General features: G+C 48.6%; 13 protein-coding genes. 10 read left to right on the plus strand and 3 right to left on the minus strand.

The features are described 5' to 3' along the window. Positions 1–67 precede the first annotated feature (67 nt). Positions 68–1051, plus strand: coding sequence for a TerC/Alx family metal homeostasis membrane protein (locus BQ7117_RS04285; protein WP_073996988.1), 984 nt, complete (start codon positions 68–70; stop codon positions 1049–1051). Between the two features lie 207 nt (positions 1052–1258). Here BQ7117_RS04285 and BQ7117_RS04290 read toward each other — a convergent pair whose 3' ends face one another. Continuing rightward, positions 1259–1546, minus strand: coding sequence for a YciI family protein (locus tag BQ7117_RS04290; protein ID WP_073996357.1), 288 nt, complete (start codon positions 1544–1546; stop codon positions 1259–1261). 97 nt (positions 1547–1643) lie between these two features. Between BQ7117_RS04290 and uvrA the strand changes: the two genes are divergently transcribed. The 9 genes from uvrA (at position 1644) to secG (ending at position 13164) form a co-directional block, all read left to right on the plus strand. Further along, complete coding sequence (uvrA, locus tag BQ7117_RS04295) at positions 1644–4508, plus strand: excinuclease ABC subunit UvrA (protein ID WP_073996358.1); 2865 nt, start codon at positions 1644–1646, stop codon at positions 4506–4508. 1 nt (position 4509) lies between these two features. Beyond that, entirely contained in the window at positions 4510–6447 is a 1938-nt protein-coding gene (gene uvrC / locus BQ7117_RS04300) for an excinuclease ABC subunit UvrC (RefSeq protein ID WP_073996359.1), read from the plus strand. Between the two features lie 86 nt (positions 6448–6533). Then, positions 6534–7478 carry an RNase adapter RapZ gene (rapZ, locus tag BQ7117_RS04305; RefSeq protein WP_073996360.1) on the plus strand — a complete coding sequence of 315 codons (945 nt, stop codon included), beginning with the start codon at positions 6534–6536 and terminating at the stop codon, positions 7476–7478. 1 nt (position 7479) lies between these two features. Continuing rightward, positions 7480–8433, plus strand: a complete 954-nt coding sequence (locus BQ7117_RS04310; RefSeq protein WP_073996361.1) for a gluconeogenesis factor YvcK family protein — start codon at positions 7480–7482, stop codon at positions 8431–8433. 44 nt (positions 8434–8477) lie between these two features. After that, positions 8478–9461, plus strand: coding sequence for a DNA-binding protein WhiA (gene whiA / locus BQ7117_RS04315; protein WP_073996989.1), 984 nt, complete (start codon positions 8478–8480; stop codon positions 9459–9461). 287 nt (positions 9462–9748) lie between these two features. Further along, the gene (gene gap / locus BQ7117_RS04320) at positions 9749–10753 is read left to right on the plus strand and encodes a type I glyceraldehyde-3-phosphate dehydrogenase (protein WP_073996362.1); all 1005 of its coding nucleotides are present in this window, start codon (positions 9749–9751) and stop codon (positions 10751–10753) included. 89 nt (positions 10754–10842) lie between these two features. Beyond that, a complete protein-coding gene (locus BQ7117_RS04325) occupies positions 10843–12036 on the plus strand; it encodes a phosphoglycerate kinase (RefSeq protein WP_073996363.1) in 1194 nt (397 codons plus the stop codon). 4 nt (positions 12037–12040) lie between these two features. Continuing rightward, on the plus strand, positions 12041–12817 hold the full coding sequence (tpiA, locus tag BQ7117_RS04330) for a triose-phosphate isomerase (protein WP_073996364.1): 777 nt from the start codon (positions 12041–12043) through the stop codon (positions 12815–12817). A gap of 101 nt (positions 12818–12918) precedes the next feature. Continuing rightward, complete coding sequence (secG, locus tag BQ7117_RS04335) at positions 12919–13164, plus strand: preprotein translocase subunit SecG (RefSeq protein WP_073996365.1); 246 nt, start codon at positions 12919–12921, stop codon at positions 13162–13164. A gap of 80 nt (positions 13165–13244) precedes the next feature. On the opposite strand, the gene tal is transcribed toward secG, so the two are convergent. Beyond that, complete coding sequence (gene tal, locus BQ7117_RS04340) at positions 13245–14339, minus strand: transaldolase (protein WP_073996366.1); 1095 nt, start codon at positions 14337–14339, stop codon at positions 13245–13247. An 11-nt stretch (positions 14340–14350) separates the two neighbouring features. After that, a complete protein-coding gene (gene tkt / locus BQ7117_RS04345; protein ID WP_073996367.1) occupies positions 14351–16426 on the minus strand; it encodes a transketolase in 2076 nt (691 codons plus the stop codon). Positions 16427–16450 lie beyond the last annotated feature (24 nt).

The raw sequence follows: 16450 nt of genomic DNA on the forward strand, positions 1-16450 counted from the left end.
GTCAATTCTCACGAACTCCGTAACCACCTTACTTCCTGCCTCTGTAAACGGAGCTTCGGGGAGTGGAATGACAGTATATTTGTGGGAATGGTTTGCACTCGGTGCCGCTATTCTGGCATTGATTCTCTTTGATCTATTTGGCCATGTGCGCCGGCCTCACGAACCAACTATAAAAGAAGCAGCTATCTGGAGCGCTCTCTATGTGGGAATTGCGATTATCTTCGGTTTAATAGTTTATTGGCGGCATGGTAATCAATTTGGTACCGAATATTTTGCCGGCTATATTACGGAAAAATCGCTTTCTCTCGATAATATTTTCGTCTTCATCATAATAATTGCGGCTTTCCGCGTGCCGCGCATATTCCAGCAAAAAGTGCTCATGTACGGCATTGTGATTGCGCTACTGCTGCGCCTGATATTCATACTAGTCGGGGCGGCGCTGATTGAGCGTTTCGTATGGGTATTCTTTATATTTGGAATTTGGATGTTCTATACGGCTGCTAAGCAGGTATATGACGGCGTATTGGAAGGGCGAGCGCGCGGAAAAGAAATCAATCCGCACGAAGAATACGAGCCGAATTTCATCACCCGGCTCATATCAAAGTATTTGCCGGTGACGGATGGCTATGTAGGCGATAGGATGATAGCTCGGCATCAGGGAAAGACAGCTATTACCCCGCTTTTACTCTGCGTAGTTTCTATCGGTTCGGTAGATTTAATGTTTGCGCTGGATTCTATTCCCGCTATCTATGGTCTTACGCAGGAACCTTTTATAGTTTTCGCCACCAACGCTTTTTCTTTACTCGGTTTGCGCCAGCTTTTCTTCCTAGTAGATGGATTACTTGAGCATCTTATTTATTTACACTATGGCTTAGCCGTAATCCTGGGCTTTATTGCCGTAAAGCTGGTGCTACACGCCAGCCACGGTTATGGAATTTTCACTTTTGTGCCGGAGCCTTCCATCTTGGTTTCCGTAGGCTTCATCCTCGGCGTCATTCTCGTTACCATAGTTTCTTCGGTGATTGGCGCGCGGCGGTTAAATAAAAAATAAGGACAGCCGGCTAGGCGCGCAAAATACCGTGCGTACAAAATATCGTGAGCGCAAAATGCTACAAGTGCAAAAATTCTACAAGCACAAAATGCCACGAGCGTAGCACAAAACCCTGCGAGCGCAGCGTAATAATAAAATATAAACTCTGCCTCGGCCGGAGAAAGTAAATTTTTTAGAAATCAGCAGGCGCTGGAAATTGGGAAAGAATTAGGAAGCGAAAGGCCCGATATTCGGATTCCATTCTTTAACTTCTCGATCCTTAATGATTTCCTGCGCGTGCAGTGGATCGGGATCCAGCAGCGTAAGTGCCTCGGCGGGAGTAGTAGCTTTTACAATGATAAGAGCTTGCCCATCTCCCAGGGGCCCAGAGGCTAAAAGCTCGCCTTTTTCGAAGAGACTGCGCAGAAATGCGCGATGCCCCGGGCGTTCTCTCGCTAAATCTTCGCTTTTTTGTGGATCATAGGTATATACAACTGCGTAAATTTTTTTCTCCATACGGCAATTTTAGTACGAAAGATACTGTAAAACATGAATTCTCTCTTAATTCCCGCTCTCTTTTGTCAGGGTTTTTCTGGCCAGCTAAGCTGAAGATGTGCATGAAACTATTCATATTCAGGGAGCCCGAGAGCATAATCTAAAAAATATCACGGTAGATATACCGCGCGATAAGCTAATCGTATTTACGGGGCTCTCTGGATCGGGGAAATCTTCGCTCGCTTTTGACACTATTTTCGCCGAAGGCCAGCGCCGCTATGTAGAATCCCTCAGTTCCTACGCCCGCCAGTTCCTCGGGCAGATGGATAAGCCAGATATTGATTTTATCGAGGGGCTTTCTCCTGCTGTTTCTATCGATCAACGTTCCACGAGCCGCAATCCGCGCTCTACGGTGGGGACGATTACCGAAATTTATGATTATTTGCGTTTGCTTTACGCGCGAGCTGGTACCCAGTTCTGCCCGCAATGTGGGGAGAAAGTGACGGCGCAAAGTGCCGAACAAATCGTAAATTCTCTTTTAGAGTATCCCGAAGGCACGCGCGTACAGATCCTCGCTCCCGTAGTAAAAGGGCGAAAAGGCCAGCATTTAGATTTAATAAAAGATTTAAGTGGCGAAGGATTTTCCCGCTTGCGGGTGGATGGCGAAATTTGGCGAATTAACGAAGTGCCGCCGTTAGCCAAGACGAAAAAGCACAGCATTGAAATAGTGGTAGATAGATTGGCGCTCAAAGCAGGTATTCGTACTCGTCTCACTGATTCAGTAGAAACAGCGTTGCGCCGAGCAGGTGGTACTTTAATAGCTGATTTTGTAGATTTACCAGCTGCGGATAAAAAACGGAGCCGTACTTTTTCTGAACAGCGTTCTTGCCCGCAGGGGCACATTCTAGAGTTAGAGGAAATCGAGCCTCGCACTTTTTCTTTTAATGCTCCTTACGGGGCGTGCCCAGAGTGCTCTGGTATTGGCTCTAATTTGCAGGTATCGCCGGATTTAGTGGTCCCTGATGAGGATTTAAGCATTCGGGAAGGGGCAATTGTGCCTTGGGCAGTTACTGCTTCTGCTAAAGCTCGGGAATATCATATGCGCCAGCTTTCTTCCCTCGGGAAAGAACTAGGCTTTGATATGGATACGCCGTGGAAAGAAATTCCCGCTGCCGCACAAGAGAAAATTTTGCATGGCTACAACTTTAAAATAAAAATGCAGTATCGAAATCGGTGGGGGAGAGAACGCATCTACTCCACTGGATTTGAAGGAGTACTGCACTTTGTACGGCGTAAGTATGACGAAACGCAGTCGGAGCTATCAAAAGAACGTTATGCGGGGTTCATGCGCAATATCCCTTGTGCGGTATGCGGGGGAGCGCGCTTGCGCCCAGAAGTTTTGGCGGTAAAAGTGGGAGGATTGAATATTGACGAAGTTACCCATCTTTCTATCGGGGAAGCGGCAGAGTTCTTCCAGAATTTACAGCTGGAAGCGCGTGAGCAAAAAATTGCGCGGCAGATATTGCGGGAAGTAATCGCTCGGCTGCAGTTCATGGTGTCAGTAGGTCTGAGCTATCTCTCGCTGGCGCGTTCCGCAGGTACGCTTTCCGGAGGGGAAGCCCAGCGCATTCGCCTTGCTACCCAGATAGGATCAGGCCTAGTAGGAGTACTTTATGTGCTCGATGAACCCTCTATTGGCTTGCATCAACGCGATAACGATAAATTGTTGAAAGCACTGCAGCGTTTGCGGGATTTAGGTAATACCTTAATCGTGGTAGAGCACGATGAAGATACTATCCGTAGTGCAGATTGGATATTAGATATTGGCCCGCGGGCGGGCGAGCAAGGTGGAGAGGTAATTTATAATGGTCCGCCGGCCGGAATTGTGGATGTGGAAAAATCTTTGACCGGTGCCTATTTGGCCGGGCGGCGGGAGATTGCCGTACCACTACAGCGGCGAAAAATAGATAAACAAAAGCAGCTGCGCGTATGGGGAGCGCAAGAGAATAATCTGCAGAATATTGATGTAGATTTTCCCCTGGGAGTATTTACTGCGGTCACCGGCGTCTCTGGTTCCGGTAAGTCTTCACTAGTTAATTCGATTCTCTATGAATCTTTAGCTAACTCACTTAATAAAGCGCGCCATCTACCTGGGAAACATAAAAAAATTACCGGTGGAGAGAGCTTAGAAAAAATAGTGCACGTAGATCAGTCCCCAATCGGGCGTACTCCGCGTTCTAACCCCGCTACCTATACTGGTCTTTGGGATCATATTCGCCAGCTTTTTGCACAAACTCCGGAAGCGAAATTACGTGGTTATGGGCCGGGGCGTTTTTCTTTCAATGTGAAAGGTGGGCGCTGTGAATCGTGCCGTGGCGATGGCACTTTAAAAATTGAGATGAATTTTTTGCCAGATGTCTATGTGCCCTGCGAAGTCTGCCACGGAGCTCGCTACAATCGCGAAACCTTGGAGGTGCGTTACAAGGGAAAAAATGTGGCAGAAGTGCTTGATATGACGATTTCGGAGGCAGGGGTATTTTTCCAAAACATCGATCGTCTCACGAAGTATCTTGCTACTTTAGAATCAGTGGGATTGGGCTATATCCGGCTAGGTCAGGCGGCCACCACGCTTTCTGGCGGAGAAGCTCAGCGGGTAAAATTGGCGGCCGAACTGCATAAACGTTCCCGCGGTTCCACTATCTATGTATTGGATGAGCCCACTACTGGTCTGCACTTTGAAGACGTGCGCAAATTGCTTGGAGTGCTGCAGGGGCTCACAGATAAAGGAAATACCGTAGTAGTTATTGAGCATAATTTAGACGTTATAAAATCTGCTGATTGGGTAATAGATCTTGGCCCAGAAGGCGGAAAAGACGGCGGAAAATTGGTGGCAGCGGGTACGCCGGAAGCGGTGGCACAAGTAGCTGGTTCTTATACGGGCACTTATTTGCGCTCGATTTTGCAAAAAGCAGGCACACTTTAAGATGGCACATCCGGATACTTACCGCCCGCAGACGAAAGATATTCCCTTAGATCCGGGAGTCTATCGTTTTTTAGATGCCGAAGGGCGAGTGATATATGTAGGGAAAGCAAAATCGCTGCGGGGGCGTTTACCAGCTTATTTTGCCAATCCGGATACTCTGCATCCGCGGACGCGCCGTATGGTATTTAGCGCTGCGCAAGTAGTGTGGGTAGTAGTTAATTCGGAAATTGAGGCACTCACGCTGGAATATGCGTGGATAAAAGAGTTTGCTCCACGTTTTAACGTAATGTATCGGGATGATAAATCTTATCCGTATGTGGCCGTCACTACGGGAGAGGAATTTCCCCGGTTGCTTATTACTCGAGCGAAGCAACGCCCCCAAAATCAGTATTTTGGCCCGTATACGCGCGCTACTGCGGCGCGGGAAGCAGTCGATTTATTGCAGCGCGTATTTAAGGTGCGTTCTTGCACCAAGGGGGTATTTAATCGCGCGCAGCGCACGGCGCGTCCCTGTCTAAATGGCTATATCGATAGATGTACAGCTCCTTGCGTAGGGCGAGTAGAGAAAGCGGAATATCAGCAGCAGGTACAAGAGCTTTTAGAATACTTGCACGGAGATGGCGAGAAATTACGGGCAGAGTTGCAAAGGGAAATGGAAGCGGCAGCTGCCCAATTAGATTTTGAACAAGCTGCTAAAACTCGAGATCAACTGCAGGCTTTAGCGAGTATTGCGGAGCAAAATACCCTCGTAATGAAGAAAGATATCGATGCGGATGTATTCGGAATAGCGCGTGATGAACTAGAAGTTAGTGTGCAAGTATTTTACGTGCGGAGTGGGCGGATTCGCGGGCAAAAAGGCTGGGTAAGTGAAATAGGTGAAGAAAGCCAAGAAGATTTATTAAATCAGCTTATATTGCAGGTGTACGGGGAGCTTTCACTGCGGGAAAAGCAAAATACTTTTCGGCAGCGGGAGCAGCCGCGCTCGGTGGACGATGTGGCCTACACTTCGGCGCAGGCAATTCCGCAGGAAATTTGGTTGCCGGGTGCGCCGCGGCAGTTGGAGGATTTACAGAATTGGCTGAGTGAATTGAGGGGGGCAAAAGTACATATTAAAGTGCCGCAGCGGGGTAAAAAATTTAAGTTAGTTGAGACGGTGAATATGAATGCCTTGCAGGCGCTCAATCATCACAAATTGCAGCGTTCGGTAGATCTGACTGCCCGCTCTCAAGCTCTAGAAGAATTGCGGCAGGGGCTGAATATGGATAGAGCGCCCCTGCGTATCGAATGTTACGATATTTCGCATACCCAGGGAACTAATCAAGTGGCTTCAATGGTGGTATTCGAAGATGGATTGCCAAAAAAGAAAGATTATCGGCATTTCGTAATTCGCGGGGAAAATGGCGCGGGCGGAGTTGATGATACGGCCGCCATGGCGGAAGTGTTGGAAAGAAGAATGCATAATCTCGAAAAAGAGGATGCTTCTTTTCGTTTTCGCCCTGATTTAATAGTGGTAGACGGGGGCCTGCCGCAAGTGAATGCGGCTAGCAAAATAATTACCGATCCAGATATAAAAATAGTGGGTTTGGCGAAAAGACTGGAAGAAGTGTGGATTCCGGGGAGTGATTTTCCGCTTATTCTGCCGCGTTCTTCTCCGGCGCTGCATCTTCTGCAATATCTGCGCGATGAATCGCATCGATTTGCAATTACGCATCATCGGAAACGCCGCGCCAAGTCAATGACTCGTTCCCAGCTAGATGCAATTGCTGGTTTAGGGGAAGTGAAACAGAAAGAGTTGCTGAGGTATTTTGGTTCGGTGCAAAAGATAAAAGCAGCTCGTCCCGCTGAATTAGCGCAAGTAGCTGGAATCGGAGCAAAGATGGCGGAAACTATTTTTCAGCATTTCCATCCGGAAGATTCGCCCTTGCTGCCTGGGGAATGAAGCGCGAAGAATAAAAGAATTAAAATAAATAAGGCAAAAATTTCTTTTGCGTAGAGTTAAAACGGGGAAAATGGCAACATAGAGGTATGGCAGATTTTTCCGATATAAACGACACAGGCAAAATTCCTATTGGTATTGCGAATATGGATTTTGCAATGAGCCTGCCGCAAAATGAGTTTCCGGAAGTGTTAATAATTACGGGAATGTCTGGGGCTGGCCGCTCGCAAGCCGGAGCTACTCTGGAGGATTTAGGCTGGTACGTAATAGACAATATGCCCCCGCGCCTAATTATGGCCATGCTGAAATTGGCAATGTCCGGAGGCGGAATTAAAAAGTTGGCCTGCGTAGTAGATGTGCGTTCCCGGAAATTCTTTCAAGAGCTCTTGCATGTTTTACAAGATCTGACTGATGCGAGCATACCGTATCGAATTATTTTCCTAGATGCCGCAGATGCCGAACTAGTACGCCGTTATGAATCGGTACGCCGCCCGCACCCCTTGCAGGATGATGGTCGGCTTCTCACTGGTATACGCCGCGAGCGGGAGTTGCTGGCAGATTTGCGCACCCGCGCCGATGAAGTAATCGATACTACCCACCGTTCGGTACATGATTTAGCGCGGGAAATCCGCCGTTTAGTGGGCACGGATTCGGAAATTAAATTAGAGCTGACGGTAATGTCTTTCGGCTTTAAATACGGTTTACCTCTCGATGCGGATCATGTAGCAGATGTGCGTTTTATTCCGAACCCCTATTGGGTAAGCGAACTGCGCCATCTGAGCGGTAAAGATGAGCCGGTGCGTGATTTTGTGATGAAAGTAGATGGAGCTCAACAATTTGTGCAGCGTTATGCAGAGCTTATTACGGGTATGGTGGCCGGCTACGAGCACGAATTGAAACCATACGTGACGGTGGCGATTGGCTGTACGGGAGGTAAGCATCGCTCGGTAGCTATTTCCGAAGAATTAGCGCGGCAGCTGCGAAATAACGGATTAAATGTGCGCACTATTCACCGAGATCTAGGGCGGGAATAATATGCCAAATAATTTTGAAAGTGGCTCCCGGGGGAAGCGAGTAGTAGCCCTAGGAGGTGGGCACGGGCTTTATACTTCTCTTTCCGCTCTGAAATTCCTTACGCGCAATATCACTGCTATTGTCACAGTTGCGGATGACGGTGGCAGTTCCGGGCGTTTACGCGCAGAATTAGGCGTACTTCCGCCCGGAGATCTGCGGATGGCTTTAGCAGCTCTATGTGATGACGGAGAATGGGGTTTAACTTGGCGCGATGTGCTGCAATATCGTTTTCATTCACACGGTGATTTAGATGGCCATTCCTTGGGGAATTTATTAATTACGGGACTCTGGGAGCTGCTCGGAGATTCAGTACAAGGCTTAGATTGGGTCGGGAAACTACTAGGCATTAAAGGAAAAGTAGTGCCTATGGCTTCTGTGCCGCTTTCGATAGAAGCCGATATTCTCACTGCAGATGGCACGCAGACTATTTACGGGCAAAATTCAGTGGCAAAATCTAATGCCGATATTTCCCGTATTCGCATCATTCCGCCAAATCCGCCTGCTCCTGCCGAAGCGGTGACGGCAATCCAGGATGCCGAATGGGTAATTTTTGGCCCGGGATCCTGGTACACTTCCGTAATTCCGCACCTTATGGTGCCTGATTTACACGATGCCTTTATCGCTACGGCGGCGAAAAAGATGCTGGTAATCAACTTAGTAGCTGATTCGGAGACTTCTTCGATGTCGCCGGCCGACCATGTGCGCAGTTTTTATAGTCATTCTCCGGATTTATCTTTAGATGTGATTTTGGTCGATGAAGGGCTGGCTTACAATGCGGCAGAATTGGAAGCAGCAGCTGCTCTATGTGGTGCAAAAGTAGTGGCAGCTCCGGTAGCTAATTATCGCCAACGGGGAGTGCACGATCCGCTCCACTTAGCGGCGGCTTATCGGGAGATTTTTGCTTCCTACTGTTAAAGTAGGAAAACGAAATTATTTTTGGAAAGAAGGCAAATTTCGTGGTGGCTTTGACCCAGGCAGTAAAAGACGAGCTAGCTGGAATATATCCACAGGTAGCTTCCTCTATGACGGCAGAAATAGCCATTATGTTTCGCTTTGCGGGTGGTTTGCAGATAAATGCGGGAGTAATCGGACTTCAAGCAGAACTGACTCACGCCGGTGCGGCGCGGCACCTTTGGGAGCTCCTGCGCACTATTTATAACGTAGAAGCAGATATAATCGCCGTCACGAATGCTATGCGCAATGGGAATCGCTATATTGTGCAGTTGAAATCCTACGGAGAGCGCATTGCACGCCGGGTGGGGTTGCTCGATGCGAAAGGTCGGCCTATTCGCGGAATACCTCCGCAGATAGTCGGCGGTACGAAGGCTGATGCAGCTGCCGCGTGGCGGGGAGCTTTTCTGGCCCACGGTACTCTTTTGGAACCAGGGCGCAATGCTTCTTTAGAGCTCACTTGCCCTTCTTTGGAAGCAGCCTATGGAATTGGGGGATTGGCGCGCCGGCTCGATATCCCGTATCGAGCCCGGGAATCGCGCGGTGCGCATCGGGTAGATATTCGTGATGGTGATGCTATTTCCGCAATGCTTACGCGCATGGGAGCTAATGATGCAGTAATTCGGTGGGAAGAATTGCGCACGGAGCGGGAAGTGAATGGAAACGCAAACCGCTTGGCTAATTTTGATGACGCTAATATGCGCCGAAGTGCTGATGCGGCGGTAGTGGCAGTAGTGCGGGTGAAGCGGGCTTTTGAAATTCTGGGCGAGCAGGTGCCAGATAATTTACGCCAAGCAGGAGAAATGCGAATTAAGTATCCGAGCGATTCTCTTTCTATGCTAGGTAAGCGTCTACAGCCAAACGCTACGAAAGATGCAGTGGCCGGCCGGCTGCGTCGACTCAACACTATGGCGGATAAACGGGCGGCTGAATTGGGAATTCCAGATACTTTAGCGGCAGTAGCTGAGCTCACTTCCGCTTCACAATGTTGACTTAATAGAGATTTCTGGACTAATTGACAGTTATTTCGAGCACGCAGCAGGCGTTTTTAAAAGCGAAAAAGTAATTTTTTACGAGTGAAAAAGTGGTTTTTTATCAAAGTAAAAGTAAATTCGTGTGAAGGTGGTCATTCTTAGCATTAGTCCTATAAGAAGCTAAATAAAAAACGATAAAATAATAGCGAAACGAATACGGTGCCTCTCAATGCCGATTCGTTAAATCGGGGGATTTCCCAACGATTTTGATAACTACGTGCACTAGGTGTACAAGGAGGAATAGAGTGACTATTCGCGTTGGTATCAACGGATTTGGCCGTATTGGCCGCAATGTTACCCGGGCAGCTCTTGCCAAGGATGTAAATTTTGAAATTGTGGCAGTTAACGATCTGACTGACAACAAGACCTTAGCTCATTTATTTAAGTATGACACCACCTTAGGTCGGTACCCAGAAGAGGTTTCCTATACTGACGAAACCATCACCATTGGGAACCACACCATTAAGGTACTGGAAGAGCGCGATCCAGCTGATTTGCCGTGGAAAGAACTCGGAGTGGATGTAGTAATCGAATCCACCGGGCGCTTTACCAATGCGGAAGCTGCAAAGGCGCATATCGAAGCAGGAGCTAAGAAAGTTATTATTTCTGCTCCGGCCAAGAACGAAGATGCTACTTTCGTAATGGGCGTAAACGATAAGGATTACGATCCGGCCAAGCACAACATCGTATCGAATGCTTCCTGCACCACGAACTGCTTAGCTCCTTTGGCTAAGGTGCTGTATGAAGAGTTCGGCATTGTTAAGGGCCTCATGACCACCGTACACGCCTACACTGCTGATCAGCGTCTGCAGGACGGCCCGCACAGCGATTTGCGCCGGGCTCGGGCTGCTGCCATGAACATTGTGCCTACTAAGACGGGCGCAGCTGCGGCAGTTTCTCTGGTAATCCCCGAGCTGAAAGGCAAGTTCGATGGCTATGCACTGCGCGTACCGGTAATTACTGGTTCTGCCACCGATTTGACCTTCGAAGCTGGCCGGGAAGTAACGGTAGAAGAAGTAAATGCAGCTGTTAAGAAGGCTGCTGAAGGTGAGCTCAAGGGTATCCTCGCTTACACCGAAGATCCCATCGTATCCACCGATATCGTAACTGATCCTCATTCTTCGATTTTCGATGCTGGCCTGACCAAGGTAATCGGCAACCAGGTGAAGGTAGTTTCCTGGTACGACAACGAGTGGGGCTACTCCAACCGGGTAGTTGATCTTACCTCGTTGATTGTTTCTAAGCTGTAAATAGGTACGGAAATATTTTATGGGTGCTCGTGCTTTCAGATATGCGCGAGCACCCATTTTAATTATTTAGCAATATTGGATGGTGAAATATGAGAACTATTGATTCCCTAGGGGATATTGCCGGAAAGAAAATCTTTGTACGGGCTGATTTTAATGTACCTCTAGATGAAAATCGGCAGATCACGGATGACGGCCGGATTAAGGCGGCGCTGCCCACTATTAAACGCTTGCTGAGCAATAATGCAAAAGTAATTTTGGCAGCTCATTTGGGGCGTCCGAAAGGCACAGTAAATCCAGATTTTTCCTTAGCGCCGGTAGCTGAGCGTTTAGGTGAATTGCTCGGGCAGAAAGTGCAGTTAGCGAAAGATACCGTAGGAGAAGATGCGCAGCGGTGCACAGCAGATATGACGGCAGGTGCAGTCGTATTGCTGGAAAATGTCCGTTTTGATGCACGGGAAACTTCGAAAGACGATGCTGAGCGGCAAGAATTGGCAGCAGCTTATGCCAAGCTAGCTGATTGCTTCGTATCAGACGGCTTCGGAGTAGTACACCGTAAGCAGGCTTCGGTTTACGATATTGCGCAGCTTTTGCCTTCAGCGGCGGGAGAATTAGTATTTAAGGAAATCGATTCGCTTTCCAAGGCGACCTTAAATCCGGCTCGCCCCTACACTGTGGTACTAGGTGGTTCTAAAGTATCCGATAAATTAGGGGTAATTGAAAACTTGCTCGAAAAGGCCGATCGTCTGCTTATCGGCGGCGGAATGGCTTATACCTTCTTGCGCGCACAGGGATATGAAGTAGGCACTTCTTTGCTGGAAGCAGATTATGTAGAAACTGCTCGTTCTTATCTGGAAAAAGCGCAAGAAAAAGGCGTGGAATTACTATTGCCAGTTGATAATGTGACAGCTCCAGAATTCAAGGCAGATGCCCCGGCTTCGGTACATAGCTCTGAGGCTATGCCGGCAGGAGAAATGGGTCTGGATATTGGACCCGAGACCGCAAAACGGTATGCTGAGGCTATTGCTGATTCAAAGACGATAGTATGGAACGGACCTATGGGAGTATTTGAATTCGCTGCTTTCTCTGCCGGTACGCGGGCAGTAGCTCAGGCTATGCAGGATGCAGCTGGATTTACTATTGTAGGTGGAGGCGATTCTGCCGCAGCTGTGCGGACACTCGGCTTTGAAGAAGAAAAATTTAATCATATTTCCACGGGCGGGGGAGCTTCTCTAGCTTTCTTAGAAGGGAAGACCTTGCCGGGAATTGCAGTTTTGGAGGATTAATTAAATGGCACGTACACCTTTTATGGCTGGTAACTGGAAGATGAATTTAGATCATCTGGAAGCTACCGCTTTAGTACAGAAATTAGCCTGGACTTTAGGTGATTTAAAGCATGACTACAGCAAGGTGGAAGTAGCAGTGATTACTCCTTTCACTGATTTACGTTCCGTGCAGACGCTGGTAGAAGCAGATGAATTGGAAATTAAGTACGGCGCGCAGGATGTGTCGATTCACGATGCAGGCGCCTATACGGGTGAAATCTCCACTGCTATGCTGACGAAACTTGGTTGCACCTATGTAGTAGTTGGCCATTCGGAGCGTCGGCAGTATCATGGGGAAACTAATGAACTGATTGGCCAGAAAGCTAAGAAGGCTCTGGATGCTGGCTTGATTCCGATTATGTGCTGCGGAGAAGCTCTGGAAGTGCGTAAAGAAGGCAAGCAGGTAGAGTTCGTGCTGGGGCAGATTACGGAAATGCTAGCTGGGCTCAGCAAAGAGGAAGTAGCTAAGTCGGTAATCGCCTATGAGCCGATTTGGGCTATCGGTACCGGCGAAGTAGCTACGCCGGAAGATGCCGAAGAAGTTTGCGGAGCTATTCGGCAAAAAGTTGCCGAACTCTTCGATGCTGCTACGGCAGAGGCCCTCCGTATTCAGTATGGTGGGTCAGTTAAATCTGGAAATGTGAAAGATATTATGGCTAAGCCCAATGTGGACGGAGCCTTAGTAGGCGGAGCTTCGCTAAAGGCGGAAGAATTCGCCAAGATCGTCACCTACTTGGATTAATCAACTCTGCGCCTTGCTCAATTCGGGCAAGGCGCAGAAATCTTGTACAATAATCAGGAAATACTTATCGCAGCGTTTATTGAAAGAAAAGTTGAAACGAAATGAATATCTTATTAATTATAATTTCGGTATTGCTGGTGATTACCAGCCTATTATTAATAGGCGCTATTTTGCTGCATAAAGGCCGGGGAGGCGGTATCTCCGATATGTTCGGAGGTGGAATCTCCACATCTATGCGCTCTTCGGGAGTGGCAGAGCGGAATCTGAATCGGATTACGGTTGGTCTTTCTATTCTCTGGTTTGTGCTGGTAATTGCGGTAGGGCTGATTGTAAAAGTACTTTCTTAACTTTTAAAAAGTTTCAAAAACGTGGGGGTCACGCGAATTTCGCGTGACCCCCACGGTGGTATTGAGGCTATGAAAGAGTTTTACTTCATAGCATCTTCTACGGTTTCGATTAGCTCATTCCAAGCTATCTCGAATTTTTCTACTCCTTCATCTTCGAGTTTCTGCGTAGCGGCAGCGAAATCTATTCCTAAGTGAATAATTTTCTTAATTATGCGCTGTGCATCTTCTAAATGAGGGCGAATAGTATCACCTGCAATATCGGCGCTTTCTATAGTGGCCCGAAGAGTTTTCTCCGGCATAGTATTTACCGTATTTTCGGCTACTAATTGATCTACATACAGAGTCGGAGAATAGTCTGGATTCTTTACTCCGGTAGAAGCCCAAAGCGGGCGCTGCACATTCGCTCCCTGCTCTGCCAACTGCTGGAAGCGAGGATTATTCTCAAACAACTCCATATAGGCAGCGTAGGTGAGGCGGGCATTCGCGAGTGCGGCCTTTCCACGCATATCTAAAGCATCGGGAGAGCCAATTTTTTCTAGCTGGGCATCTACTTCCGTATCTACTCGCGATACGAATACCGATGCCACGGAATGAATTTTTTGCAAATCTTTTCCAGCAGCTGCTGCTTTTTCTAACCCAGCTAGATACGCTTCTACCACTTCGCGATAGCGCTCTACGGAGAAAATCAGAGTCACATTTACGGAAATTCCTTCGGAAATTACTTCCGTAATAGCGCGTAGACCTTCCTTCGTAGCCGGAATTTTAATCATGGCATTGGGCCGGTCTACTAATTTCCAGAGTTCTTTTGCTTGCGCAATAGTAGGATCGGCGCGATGAGCTAAGCGTGGATCTACTTCAATAGATACGCGGCCATCTTTTCCGGTTTCGCGATAGAGATCTGCAAATAGATCACAGGCGTTGCGCACGTCGTCACTGGTCAGCTTAGTAATAACGGCTTCCGCATCGGCGCCGGCTTGCGCTAGCTGGGCAATATCTGCTGCATAGTCAGCTGCCCCAGAAATAGCTGCTTGAAAAATTGCTGGATTAGTAGTCACTCCGGCAATTTCGCCATCTTTGATCATTTTCTCTAAGCCGCCACTGGTAAGGCGGGAGCGCGAGAGGTCATCTAACCATACGGAGACGCCATAGTCGCGTAATTTTGCAATATTTCCCATTATTTAGCCTTTCACTTGGCTGCCGCTAAAGATTCTTTAGCGGCTTTGACTACGTTTTCTGCCGTTAAACCGTACTTTTCAAAAAGTCGGCCCGCGGGTGCAGATTCACCATAGTGATCGATTCCCACTGTACGGCCGCAATCACCGACGATTCCTTTCCAACCGAAAGTAGCGCCGGCTTCTATCGAAACCCGTGCCTTTAATGCCGGAGGAAGCACGGAATCTTGGTAGCTTTGTTCCTGCTCACAGAACCATTCCCAACAGGGGAGAGATACTACCCGGGCCGAAATATTTTCTTTTGCTAAAGCAGTGCGTGCTTCCAGAGCCAGTGCTACTTCCGAGCCGGTGGCAATTAGTACCACATCTTCTCCATCAGCTAGCACATATCCGCCTTTTAGCACTCCATCAGCGGCAGCGCAGGCGTCGTCGCCCCGGGCAATAACGGGCAGATTTTGCCGCGATAAAATAATTGCCGCTGGGCGATCAGTGCGCTCGAGGATACCGCGCCAAGCATAAGCGGTTTCATTTGCATCCGCCGGGCGGACTACATCAAAACCAGGAATAGCGCGGTAAGACCACAGATGTTCAATTGGTTGATGGGTGGGGCCGTCTTCACCGACTCCAATAGAATCGTGTGTCCATACCCAAATTGACGGAATTTCCATAAGCGCTGCCAGCCGTACGGAGGGGCGCATATAATCGGCAAATACGAAGAAAGTACCACCATAAGCACGAGTGGGGCCGTGTAGCACGATACCGTTCACTATTGCTCCCATGGCGTGCTCGCGAATACCGAAATGCAAAGTGCGGCCGTACTTATTGCCCGGGAATGCTTTAGAAGCGCGATCTGCCGGCAGGAAAGAAGGCTCTCCCGTCATAGAAGTCTTATTGGAGCCGTCGAGGTCAGCCGAACCGCCCCAGAGCTCCGGAAGTACATCTTTCAAAGCAGTCAATACTTTTCCAGATGCAGAACGAGTAGCTACGCTTTCTCCAGCTGCGAATTCCGGAAGTGCTGCTTCCCAGCCCTTGGGCAACTCTCGCTTTTGTAAACGGCTAAGCAGTGCACTCTGTTCGGGGTTATTTTGCTTCCAAGCTGCAAACTTTTCATCCCAGACCTTGCGCGCAGCTGCGGCATTGGCAGCAGCCTGCTGGCGAGTATGCGCTAAGACTTCTTCTTCTACCTGGAAATTCTGATCTGGATCCAGCCCGATTGCTTCTTTCAAGCCTCGAATTTCGGCATCGCCCAGAGCTGCGCCATGGGAACTGCCACTATTTTGCTTAGTCGGGCAAGGCCAGGCAATAATAGTCGAAAGTTTAATAATAGAAGGCTTATCCGTCACTGCTTTGGCAGCTTCTACGGCATCGTAAAGTGCCGCATAATCTTCCTTATAGGAGCCGTCTTCTTGGCGCCACTTCACTTCTTGGGTATGCCAACCGTAGGCTTCATAGCGCTTGAGCACATCTTCCGTGAAAGCAATCTTAGTGTCGTCTTCAATAGAAATTTGATTATCGTCAAAAATTAAAATCAAATTACCCAGTTCCTGCGTGCCAGCCAAGGAACAGGCTTCGGAAGTTACGCCTTCTTCTAAGCAGCCTTCTCCGGCTACTACATAGATAAAGTGATCAAAGGGGCTTTCACCGGCCGGAGCTTCTGCGTCGAAAAGTCCCCGCTCCCGGCGAGCAGCCATTGCCATACCCACTGCCGAAGCTAGACCCTGCCCAAGGGGGCCAGTGGTCATTTCTACTCCCTTGGTGTGTCCATATTCCGGATGCCCAGGGGTGAGAGAATTTTCGGTGCGTAGATTCTGTAAATCCTCTAGCTCCAGCCCATATCCAGCGAAGAAAAGCTGATTATAAAGCGTGAGGGAAGAGTGCCCTAAAGAGAGCACAAAGCGGTCGCGCCCTAACCACTGTGAATCGCTGGGGTCGTGGCGCATTATTTTTTGAAATAGTAAATAGGCGAGCGGCGAAAGGGAAATAGCGGTGCCGGGATGCCCATTTCCCGCTTTTTCTACTGCATCGGCTGCTAAAGCTCGCCCGGTTTCCACTGCTTTTTGATCGAGTTCCGACCACTTCAAATTGCTCATCTATTTATTTCCTCGCTTTCACCT

The sequence above is a fragment of the Arcanobacterium urinimassiliense genome (assembly GCF_900119495.1).
Lineage (GTDB): Bacteria > Actinomycetota > Actinomycetes > Actinomycetales > Actinomycetaceae > Arcanobacterium_A > Arcanobacterium_A urinimassiliense.

Coding starts and splice junctions, on each gene's coding strand:
- secG (WP_073996365.1), top strand. CDS start 12,919: ATGAATATCTTATTAATTATAATTTCGGTATTGCTGGTGATTACCAGC.
- tal (WP_073996366.1), bottom strand. CDS start 14,339: ATGGGAAATATTGCAAAATTACGCGACTATGGCGTCTCCGTATGGTTA.
- tkt (WP_073996367.1), bottom strand. CDS start 16,426: ATGAGCAATTTGAAGTGGTCGGAACTCGATCAAAAAGCAGTGGAAACC.
- BQ7117_RS04325 (WP_073996363.1), top strand. CDS start 10,843: ATGAGAACTATTGATTCCCTAGGGGATATTGCCGGAAAGAAAATCTTT.
- rapZ (WP_073996360.1), top strand. CDS start 6,534: ATGGCAGATTTTTCCGATATAAACGACACAGGCAAAATTCCTATTGGT.
- tpiA (WP_073996364.1), top strand. CDS start 12,041: ATGGCACGTACACCTTTTATGGCTGGTAACTGGAAGATGAATTTAGAT.
- uvrC (WP_073996359.1), top strand. CDS start 4,510: ATGGCACATCCGGATACTTACCGCCCGCAGACGAAAGATATTCCCTTA.
- BQ7117_RS04285 (WP_073996988.1), top strand. CDS start 68: ATGACAGTATATTTGTGGGAATGGTTTGCACTCGGTGCCGCTATTCTG.
- BQ7117_RS04310 (WP_073996361.1), top strand. CDS start 7,480: ATGCCAAATAATTTTGAAAGTGGCTCCCGGGGGAAGCGAGTAGTAGCC.
- BQ7117_RS04290 (WP_073996357.1), bottom strand. CDS start 1,546: ATGGAGAAAAAAATTTACGCAGTTGTATATACCTATGATCCACAAAAA.